This window comes from Kineococcus aridisoli, from assembly GCF_050871885.1.
GTDB lineage: Bacteria > Actinomycetota > Actinomycetes > Actinomycetales > Kineococcaceae > Kineococcus.
In genome coordinates this window covers 1-9,222 of the sequence record NZ_JBJLSF010000130.1, presented here as the reverse complement: position 1 = coordinate 9,222, position 9,222 = coordinate 1, and the positions used below count along the sequence as shown (strand labels likewise).

8 protein-coding genes and 1 pseudogene are annotated in these 9,222 nt (G+C 74.7%); 5 read left to right on the top strand and 4 right to left on the bottom strand.

Translation table 11 applies throughout. The features are described 5' to 3' along the window. A pseudogene (locus tag ACRYM2_RS21980) lies at positions 1-218 on the bottom strand (hypothetical protein); the annotation flags it as partial. Positions 219-429: 211 nt separating this feature from the next. Here ACRYM2_RS21980 and treS point away from each other — a divergent pair. Continuing rightward, positions 430-2,733, top strand: coding sequence for a maltose alpha-D-glucosyltransferase (gene treS / locus ACRYM2_RS21975; protein WP_432524728.1), 2,304 nt, complete (start codon positions 430-432; stop codon positions 2,731-2,733). Between the two features lie 97 nt (positions 2,734-2,830). On the opposite strand, the gene ACRYM2_RS21970 is transcribed toward treS, so the two are convergent. After that, positions 2,831-3,457: a YitT family protein gene (locus tag ACRYM2_RS21970; RefSeq protein ID WP_432524727.1), complete on the bottom strand. Its 627-nt coding sequence runs from the start codon at positions 3,455-3,457 to the stop codon at positions 2,831-2,833. A 213-nt stretch (positions 3,458-3,670) separates the two neighbouring features. Here ACRYM2_RS21970 and ACRYM2_RS21965 point away from each other — a divergent pair, with 213 nt between their 5' ends. The 3 genes from ACRYM2_RS21965 to ACRYM2_RS21955 all read left to right on the top strand — a co-directional run bounded on the left by ACRYM2_RS21965 (position 3,671) and on the right by ACRYM2_RS21955 (position 5,727). Beyond that, the gene (locus ACRYM2_RS21965; RefSeq protein ID WP_432524726.1) at positions 3,671-4,066 is read left to right on the top strand and encodes an ATP-binding protein; all 396 of its coding nucleotides are present in this window, start codon (positions 3,671-3,673) and stop codon (positions 4,064-4,066) included. A 51-nt stretch (positions 4,067-4,117) separates the two neighbouring features. Next, positions 4,118-4,597 (top strand): MarR family winged helix-turn-helix transcriptional regulator, encoded by a 480-nt coding sequence (locus tag ACRYM2_RS21960; protein ID WP_432524724.1) that lies wholly within the window; start codon positions 4,118-4,120, stop codon positions 4,595-4,597. Between the two features lie 68 nt (positions 4,598-4,665). Beyond that, a complete protein-coding gene (locus ACRYM2_RS21955; protein ID WP_432524723.1) occupies positions 4,666-5,727 on the top strand; it encodes a cation diffusion facilitator family transporter in 1,062 nt (353 codons plus the stop codon). 33 nt (positions 5,728-5,760) lie between these two features. On the opposite strand, the gene ACRYM2_RS21950 is transcribed toward ACRYM2_RS21955, so the two are convergent. Both ACRYM2_RS21950 and ACRYM2_RS21945 read right to left on the bottom strand, forming a co-directional pair. Next, positions 5,761-6,780 (bottom strand): LacI family DNA-binding transcriptional regulator, encoded by a 1,020-nt coding sequence (locus ACRYM2_RS21950; RefSeq protein WP_432524722.1) that lies wholly within the window; start codon positions 6,778-6,780, stop codon positions 5,761-5,763. 128 nt (positions 6,781-6,908) lie between these two features. Continuing rightward, entirely contained in the window at positions 6,909-8,111 is a 1,203-nt protein-coding gene (locus ACRYM2_RS21945) for an endo-1,4-beta-xylanase (RefSeq protein WP_432524720.1), read from the bottom strand. Positions 8,112-8,264: 153 nt separating this feature from the next. On the opposite strand from ACRYM2_RS21945, the gene ACRYM2_RS21940 reads away from it, so the two are divergent. Further along, positions 8,265-9,222: DMT family transporter (locus tag ACRYM2_RS21940; protein ID WP_432524718.1), on the top strand; the 958-nt coding region annotated here is incomplete at its 3' end.

Here is a 9,222-nt window from a genome sequence, read left to right as displayed (position 1 = left end):
TGCAGGGTGGTGGCGTCCAGGACCTGCACGCCGCCGTCGTGGGTGATGGCCAGGCGGGGGGAGGCGGCAGCGGCTTCGGTGGCGGGGGCGGTGCTCGGCGTGGTGGTGGTGGGGGCTGCCTGCTCGGCGCCGGACCCGCCGCTGGAGCAGCCGGCGGCGATCAGGGTCAGCGCGAGGGCGGCGGCGAGGCGGGCCGGGCGGGGGGCGCGAGGGTGCACGGAGCGGTCCAAACCTGGTGGGGAGCTGGGAACGCGAGGACCGTAGCGCAAGTGAGAATCATTGTCGATGACAGGGTGGGCGCTGCGGTCGAGGATCGGCCCGGTCTGTGGTGGGGTGATGGTCTGCGCGGCGGCCATCGAGGCGGCCGCCGACGCGCACGAGCGCACAGGAGGGGACGTGACCGAGGTGGCGAGCGAGGTGGCAGGCGACGTGGCGCAGGACGTGGCGCAGGACGTGGTCGAGGTCGAGGTCGAGGTCGTGGAGCACGAGCCGAGCGAGATCACCTACGACGAGCAGCGCTACCCGGCCCGTCCCCGCAGCCTGCGCCGTCCCCGCCCGCAGGCGCGGCTGCGCGGGACGGACGCGGCACCGCGCCCCGAGCCGGGGCAGGGCCCGGCCGACGGCACCAACCCCGACTACGTGGACTGGCTGCGGTCGCAGTCGATGCTCGCCGACGCCCAGAAGATCAGCCGGCAGTTCTCCGGCCAGGCGAGCATGTGGCAGAACCCCTACGCCAAGCCCGACCCGCGCCGCGCCGTGGACACCGCGGCCGTCTGGTTCACCGCCTACCCCATCTCGCTGGTCACCCGTCCCGGGCGCTCCTTCCTCGGCTCGCTGGGGGACCCGCAGCTGTGGGAGGCGTTCCAGCGCATCGGCATCGACGCCGTGCACACCGGGCCGGTGAAGGCGGCCGGCGGTCTCGACGGCTGGCGGCAGACGCCCAGCGTCGACGGCCACTTCGACCGCATCTCCACCCAGATCGATCCGATGTTCGGCACCGAGGGCGAGTTCCGGCACCTGTGCGAGGTCGCCGCCGCGCACGCCGGCAACGTCATCGACGACATCGTCCCCGGCCACACCGGCAAGGGGGCGGACTTCCGCCTCGCCGAGATGGCCTACGAGGACTACCCGGGCATCTACCACATGGTCGAGATCCCCGCCGAGCACTGGGACCTGCTGCCCGAGGTCCCGCCGGGCCACGACGCGGCGAACCTCGACGCGGTCGCCGAGGCGGCGCTCGCCGAGCGCGGCTTCATCATCGGGCAGCTGCAGCGGGTCATCTTCTACGCGCCCGGCATCAAGGAGACGAACTGGTCGGCCACCCGCGAGGTCGTCGGGGTCGACGGGGTCGCCCGCCGCTGGGTCTACCTGCACTACTTCAAGCAGGGCCAGCCGTCGGTGAACTGGCTGGACCCCTCCTTCGCCGGCATGAAGCTCGTCATCGGCGACGCCCTGCACTCCCTGGGCGACCTCGGCACGACGGCGCTGCGCCTGGACGCCAACGGGTTCCTGGGCGTGGAGAAGAGCAGCGAGGGGCCGGCCTGGTCCGAGGGGCACCCGCTGTCGGAGGCGGCCAACCACCTCATCGCCGGCATGGTCCGCAAGGTCGGCGGGTTCACCTTCCAGGAGCTGAACCTCACCATCGAGGACATCCGCGACACCTCCGAGGTGGGTGCCGACCTGTCCTACGACTTCATCACCCGCCCGGGCGTCCAGCACTCGCTGGCGACCGGCGACACCGAGTTCCTGCGGTTGTGCCTGCGCAGCGCCCTCGAGCTCGGCGTGGACCCCGCCTCCCTCGTGCACGCGCTGCAGAACCACGACGAGCTCACCTACGAGCTGGTGCACTGGGCGACCCGCCACGCCGAGGACGTCTACGACTTCCGCGGCGGCAAGGTCACCGGCGCGAAGCTGGCCGAGACGATCCGCGCCGACCTCGTCGAGAAGCTCACCGGGGACAACGGCCCCTACAACCTCGTCTTCACCACCAACGGCATCGCCTGCACCATGGCCAGCGTGATCGCCGCCAGCCGCGGCCACCGCGACCTGGACGCGCTCGGCGAGGACGACGTCGAGCAGATCAAGCGCGCGCACCTGCTGATGGCGATGTTCAACGCCTGGCAGCCGGGCGTCTTCGCGCTCTCCGGCTGGGACCTCATGGGCATGCTCCCGCTGCCGGTGGAGAGCGTGAAGCCGCTGCTCACCAGCGGTGACACCCGCTGGATCGAGCGCTCGGCCCACGACCTCATGGGCGTGGCACCGGAGGCGAAGGTGTCCGCCTCCGGTGTCCCCGTCGGCCGCTCGCTGTACGGCAACATCCCGCAGCAGCTGGCGGACGAGGGCTCGTTCGTCTCCCGGCTGCAGGAGGTGCTCGCGGTGCGCCGCGAGCACAAGATCGCCACGGCCCGCCAGGTCGACATCCCGGCGGTCGCCCACCCGAGCATGCTCGTCATGGTCCACGAGCTCGACCCGGCCGACCACGACGGCCGCGACGTCCTGCAGGTCACCGTCCTCAACTTCGGCGGCGAGACCATCGAGGGCACCGTGCGCTCGGAGCGCTTCACCCCCCGGGTACCGGTGGTCGACCTCAGCTCCGGCGCGGAGATCGGCTGGGTCGACGACCTGAAGAGCTTCGGCGTGTGGCTCGCGCCCTACGCGGGGATGTCGCTGCTGCTGTGCCCGTCCGCGCCCGGTGACGAGGAGATCCGCACGGTCGAGCCGTCGGCCGGCTGACGGCTCCGCCGGGTGGGCGCTCGCGCCCACCCGGGTGCGCGGCGCCACCGGGTGGTGGGGGTCTCGGGTGCCCGGCTGTCGCGGGCTGACCCCGGGCTCAGGCCCGGTAGCGCCCCGGCCGGTGGTTCATCGACAGCACGAGGTTGAGGACCACCGCGCCGGCCGCCGACAGGGCGGCCACCGGCAGCGGGACGACCGCGAGCGAGGCCACGACGACGGCGACGTCCAGCGCCATCTGCACGTACCCGGCCCGCCACCCCCGGCGCTCCTGCAGCAGCAGGGCGAGGACGCCGAAACCGCCGAGGCTGGCCCGGTGCCGGAAGAGCACCAGGATGCCCAGCCCGGCGGCCAGGTCGCCGAAGAGGACGGCGTAGACGGGGCTGACCGTCAGCTGCGGCATCGCGGTGGCGTGCAGCGGTGCGAGGAGCGAGACGGCCAGCACCGCGACCAGCGAGCGCAGGGTGAAGGCCCACCCCCGCGCGCGGACGGCCAGTGCGGAGAACGGCAGGTTCACCACCACGAACAGCACGCCGAACGGCACCGGCAGCGCGTAGCTGAGCAGCAGGGCCAGCCCGGCCGTCCCGCCGGTGACCGCGCTCGTGGAGTGCAGCAGGAAGAGGCCGAAGGAGGCCAGCCAGGTGCCGACGAGCACCCCGGCCACGTCCTCGGCGCGGGTGTGCGGGGGAGCGGTCGCGGGGCTGCGGTCGTCCGTCACGGCGGTCACCCGGGCAGCATGGCGGATGCACCCCGGCACAGGTCAACGCGGCCCGCACCGGGCGAGCACTCTGCCTCTCCTGAACCACCGAACTGGACGATCTGCCCACGCGAGCGGGTGCCGAGGGGGTGGGTGCCCGGTCCGAGCCTCCCCCCGGTTGCGGTCCTGCACCGGTGGGCCCACCGTGGAGGCAGGTCCAGGCGGCGGCTGGGAGGGGGAGCGGTGGCACGGCTCGTGCTCGACCCCGACATGTCCGCGGTCCCGAGGGCGCGGCACTGGGCCGCCGACGGCTGCGCCGAGCACCACCTGGGAGCCCCCGCGCGGGCGGTCGTCGAGCTGCTCGTCAGCGAGGCCGTCGCCAACGCCGTCGAGCACGGTTCCGGGCCGGTGCGCCTGGACCTCGACCGCGACCCGGGCACCGGGCGCCTGCACCTCGCGGTCCACGACGAGGGCCGGCAGCTGCCGGTGCTGCGGCACGTGGGTGCCACCGCCACCGCCGGGCGCGGGATCGCCCTCATCGACCGGCTGGCGGCGGCCTGGGGCTCCGTCCCCGACGCCCCCGGCAAGACGGTCTGGTTCGACGTCGACCCCGACGCCGGGCTGCGCGCAGCGGCCTGACCCCCGTCCTCGCGGGCGAACCCTTCGCGCACGAACGGGTAGCCTGGGCCGGTGAGCGCCGCGGACCTCGACGAGAGCGCCGATCCGCTCGCCCTGGAGCGCCAGGTCTGCTTCGCCCTCGTCGTCGCCGCCCGCTCGGTCCTCGCGGTGTACCGGCCGGTGCTGGAGCCGATGGGCCTCACCCACCCGCAGTACCTGGTGATGCTGGCGCTGTGGGGTGCCGAGCCGATGTCGGTCAAGGAGCTCAGCGAGGCCCTGCGGCTGGACCCGCCGACGCTGTCCCCGCTGCTGAAGCGGCTGGAGGCGGCGGGCCTGCTGGAGCGCCGGCGGCTGCCGGAGGACCAGCGCACGCTCGCCGTCACCCTCACCGACCGCGGCCGCCGGTTGCGGGAGCAGGCCCTGTCCGTCCCGCGGCAGGTCGTCGAGCGGCTGGGCATGGACGTCGCCGAGCTGCAGGCGCTGCGCGACGGCCTCAGCCACGTCATCGACGCCGCGGTCGCGGCCGAGGGCGACGCGGGCGCCCCCGCCTGAGCCCGCCTGATCCCGCCCGGGCGGACCGTCCGCGCGCGCCGGCGGCGCCGCGGCCGTAACCTCCCGTCGTGGCCGCGAAGGTTTCCCCGACGAACGAGCAGCGCCAGGGTCCCCCGGGAGGGGAGAGCACCGCCACCGTGCTCGTCGCCCTCGGCGCCAACGCCCTCATCGCCGTCGCCAAGGGCGTCGCTGCGGTGATCACCGGTTCGGCGGCCATGGCCGCCGAGACCGCGCACTCGGTGGCCGACACCGTCAACGAGGTGTTCCTGCTGACGGCGCTGCGCAGCAGCGCCCGCCCGGCCGACCGCGAGCACCCGCTGGGCTACGGCCGCGCGCGCTACTTCTGGGCGCTGGTGGCCGCGGGCTCGATCTTCGTCACCGGTGCGCTGTACTCGGCCTTCGAGGGCGTGCAGGCGCTGACGTCGCCCTCGCACGAGCTGGAGAACCCGCTGGTCTCCTACGTCGTGCTGGCCGTCGCCTTCCTCCTCGAGGGCTCCTCGCTGCTGAAGGGGCTGAAGCAGACGCGCGGGGAGGCCCGGGCGAACCGGCAGGGCTTCCGGGAGTTCCTGCGCACCAGCGACGACCCCACCGCGACCACGGTGGTGTTCGAGGACAGCGCGGCGCTGATCGGCCTGCTGCTGGCCGGTGCCGGGACCGCCCTGCACCAGGCCACCGGGTCCGGCGTCTACGACGGCGTCGCCAGCCTGTGCATCGCCCTGCTGCTGGCCCTCATCGCCCTGCGGCTGGGGCGCACGAACATGCGCCTGCTCACCGGTGTGCAGGCCGATCCGCGGCTGCAGCGCGCCGTCCTGGTCCAGCTCGGCGACGAGCCGGAGGTCGACGCGGTCGTGGACCTGCTGACGGTGCAGCTGGGCACCGACCAGGTCCTGGTGTGCGCCCGCCTCGACCTCGTCGACACCCTCACCGGTGCGCAGGTCGAGCAGGCCGCGGTGCGCATCGGCCGGCGGGTGCGCGAGCGCTTCCCCGACGTCGCCGAGGTGTTCCTGGAGCCGGTGCCCGAGGACGACGCGGAGGTGCGCGAGCGGGTGCGCGCCCGCTACGGCTCCGAGCTCGCGCAGCGGATCGTCGACGAGGCCGCCCACGGCCTGCCGGGTGCCCGGCCGTCCTGACCCCGCGGCCCCGCTCCGGCGGCCGCCGGGTGCTCAGGCCCGGGGCGGGGCGGTGCTGTCGCGCACGACGAGGCTGGTGGCCAGCTCGACCCGGGGGTTCGGCACCTCCTCGCCGGCGGCCGCCGCCAGCACGGTGCGCGCGGCCAGCGCCCCCATCTCGGCCAGTGGCTGGCGGACCGTCGTCAGCGGCGGCGAGGCCCAGGCGGCGAGGCTGAGGTCGTCGAAGCCGACGACGCTGACGTCGTCGGGCACGCGCAGCCCGGCGCGCCGCACCGCCTCGTAGACCCCGAGCGCGATCTGGTCGCTGGCGGCGAACACCGCGGTGGGCGGGTCCTCCAGCCCGAGCAGGGCGGTCGCCTCCCGCAGCCCCGACTCCTGGTAGAAGTCGCCCTCGCGCACGAGGCGGGGGTCGACGGCCAGGCCCGCGGACTCCAGGCCGGCGCGGTGGCCGTCCAGGCGCGCGCGGCTGCACAGCAGCCCGGCCGGGCCGCTGACGTGCGCCACGCGCCGGTGGCCCAGCTCCACGAGGTGCTGGGTGGCGCTCAGCCCGCCGGCCCAGTTCGTCGCACCGATCGAGGGCGCGCCCACGACCGGCCCACCGGCCGGGTCGACGACCACGACCGGCACCGCGACCTCGTGCAGCTCCTGGGCCAGGGTCGGTGCGAGGTCGGAGGTGACGAGGATGACCCCGTCGCTGGCCCGGGCGCGCAGGTTGCCCAGCCACTGCCGGGCGGAGGTGGTGCGCCGGTGCACCGCCGAGACGACGGTGCCGGCCCCCGCCGCGTGGGCGACGTCCTCCACCCCGCGGATGATCTCCACCGCCCACGGCGAGTCGAGGTCGTCGAAGACGAGGTCGAGCAGCCCCGCCCGCAGCGCCGTGCGCGCCCGCAGCGGGCGCCGGTAGCCGTGCTGGCGCAGCAGCGCCTCGACGCGGTCCCGGGTGGCCGCGGCGACGTCGCCGCGCCCGTTGACGACGCGCGAGACGGTCGGCACGGACACCCCCGCCCGGCGGGCGATCTCGGTGATCGTCACGCTGCGCTCGCTGTCGTCCACCGCGGCGCCCCCTTCCTCAGGGTGATCACCCTACGGCGAGGCCGGTGCCGGGGGGAGCGCGGTGCGGCACGCCCCGGGCGGGTGCCGGAGCGTGCCGCGGGTGCCGGGAACCGCTGCCGGGTGCCGGCTCAGCGCCCGCCGGCGCCGCGCCGCGCCTCGAGCAGCGTGGACTGCAGCGCGTGGTAGGCGGGCTTGCGCTCGTAGTCGGCCGTCATGACGGTCGCCGAACCCTCCTCGGTGAAGAACACCGGGACCCAGGAGTACTTGTCCGTGAACCCCCAGATCGTGAAGGAGTCGCAGTCCTCCACGCCCAGGCAGGCCTGCAGGGCCCGGCGGTAGTAGTCCGCCTGCTGCGCCTGCTGGGCGCTGGTCGGGATCCCGTTCTCCGGCAGCACCATCCGCACGTCGAGCTCGGTGATCGCGGTCTCCAGGCCCAGGGCGTCGAAGCGCTGCAGGTTCGCCTGCAGGTCGCCCGGGAACCCGTACTGCGTGCTGAGGTGGCCCTGGACCGCGAACCCGTCGACCGGGACGCCCTCGGCCTTCAGGCGCTTGACCAGCTCGTAGTACGCGGTGCTCTTGGGGTTGATCCCCTCGACGCCGTAGTCGTTGAGGAACAGCTTCGCCTGCGGGTCCGCCTCGTGCGCCCAGCGGAACGCGTCGGCGATGATTCCCGGACCCAGCCGGGTGATCCAGATGTTCCCGCCCTCGCTCGTCGGGCCGATGCGCAGACCGCTGCCGTCGTCCTTGACGATCTCGTTGGCGACGTCCCACTGCTGGATGCGGCCCGCGTAGCGGCCGACGACGGTCTGGATGTGCTCCTTGAGGATGGCGCGCAGCTCCTCGTCGGTGAAGTCGCCCTCCTCCAGCCACTCCGGGTTCTGGCTGTGCCAGAGCAGGGTGTGCCCGCGCACGACCTGGCGGTTCTCCTGCGCGAAGCGGACGATGGCGTCCATCGGGTAGAAGTTGTAGAAGTCCTGGCGGGGGTGGATGTACTCCCACTTCGCCTGGTTCTCCGGGGACAGGGAGCTGAACTCCGCGGCCATCCGCTCGCGGTACTCCACGTCGTAGGCGAAGGGGTCGGCGTAGTCCTGCTCCTCGTGGTGGCCGCCGCCGGCGACGGCGGTGCCGACGACGAGGTCGCGCGGGGCCGAGCGGCGCAGGGTGTCCTGGCCGCCGTGGCGCTGGGCGGTCTGCGCCTGCGCCTTCTCCGCGGTGGGCGGGGGTGCCGCCGCGGACGGCCCGGCCGCCGCCAGGGCCAGCAGGGCCGGTGCGACGGCGAGCCCGACCAGGTGTCGGGCGGTGGTGGTGGGGGACTTGCGGGGCAGAGGCATCGTCGGCCTTCCGTCGGCTCCATCGCCTGGGCAGCGCGCTTCCGGAAGACTTCCGGAAGCGCGGTGGCTGGACTGTACGAAGCCTGTGAGCGCAGCGTCAAGACCCGTGACAGGACGAGCGACCCGCGCGGAGCGGAACTGCTACCGTCGGTCGTGAAACTCCTTGGTAGCGCTATCCGCCCGGCCACCGGACCGTCACCGAGCGGCCTGCTCCTCGGCCTGCTGGGCGTCCTCGTCTTCTCCCTGACGCTGCCGTTCACCCGGCTCGCCGTCGCCGGGCTGGACCCGCTGTTCGCGGGGGCCGGGCGGGCGGTCCTCGCCGCGCTGCTCGCGGGTGCCCTGCTGGCCCTGCGCCGCGTCGCCCGGCCCGCCCGCCGGCTGGTGCCGCGGCTGGCGGTGGTGGTGGCCGGGGTGGTCGCCGGCTTCCCGCTGCTGACCAGCTGGGCGCTGCAGTCGGTGCCGGCCGCGCACGGGGCGGTGGTCGTCGGCGCGCTGCCGCTGGCGACCGCCGCCGCCGGCTGCCTGCGCGGCGGTGAGCGCCCGCCCGCCGGGTTCTGGGCGGCGAGCACGGCGGGCTTCGCCGCGGTGCTGGCCTTCCTGGCCGTCGGCGCGGGCGGTCTCGGCGGCCTGCACGTGCCCGACCTGCTGCTGCTGGCCGCGGTCGTGCTGGCGGCGGCGGGCTACGCCGAGGGTGCGCTGCTGGCCCGGGAGCTGGGTGCCTGGCAGACCACCTGCTGGGCGCTGGTGCTCGCCCTGCCGCTCACGGTGCCGCTGGCCGTCGGCGGTGCCCTGCGGGGAGGGCTGTCCGCGGAGCCGTCGGGCTGGGTCGCGTTCGGCTACCTCGGCGTCTTCAGCACGTTCCTGGGGTTCTTCGCCTGGTACCGCGGTCTGGCGATCGGCCCCGTCAGCTCGGTCAGCCAGGTGCAGCTGGTGCAGCCGGTGTTCACGCTGGCCTGGAGCGCGCTGTTCTTCGGCGAGCACGTGGCGGGCGGGGTCTGGGCCGCGGCCGCGGTGGTCGTGCTGTGCGCCGGGCTGGCCGCGCGCCGGCGCGCGGCCGGCCCGGCCCCCGGTCGGGGGCGGCGGCGGGGTCCCCCGGGGGAAGCCCCCGCGG

What these genes read in the sequence shown, in the direction of transcription:
- ACRYM2_RS21945 (WP_432524720.1), bottom strand. Translation starts at nt 8,111, where the DNA reads ATGCCTCTGCCCCGCAAGTCCCCCACCACCACCGCCCGACACCTGGTC.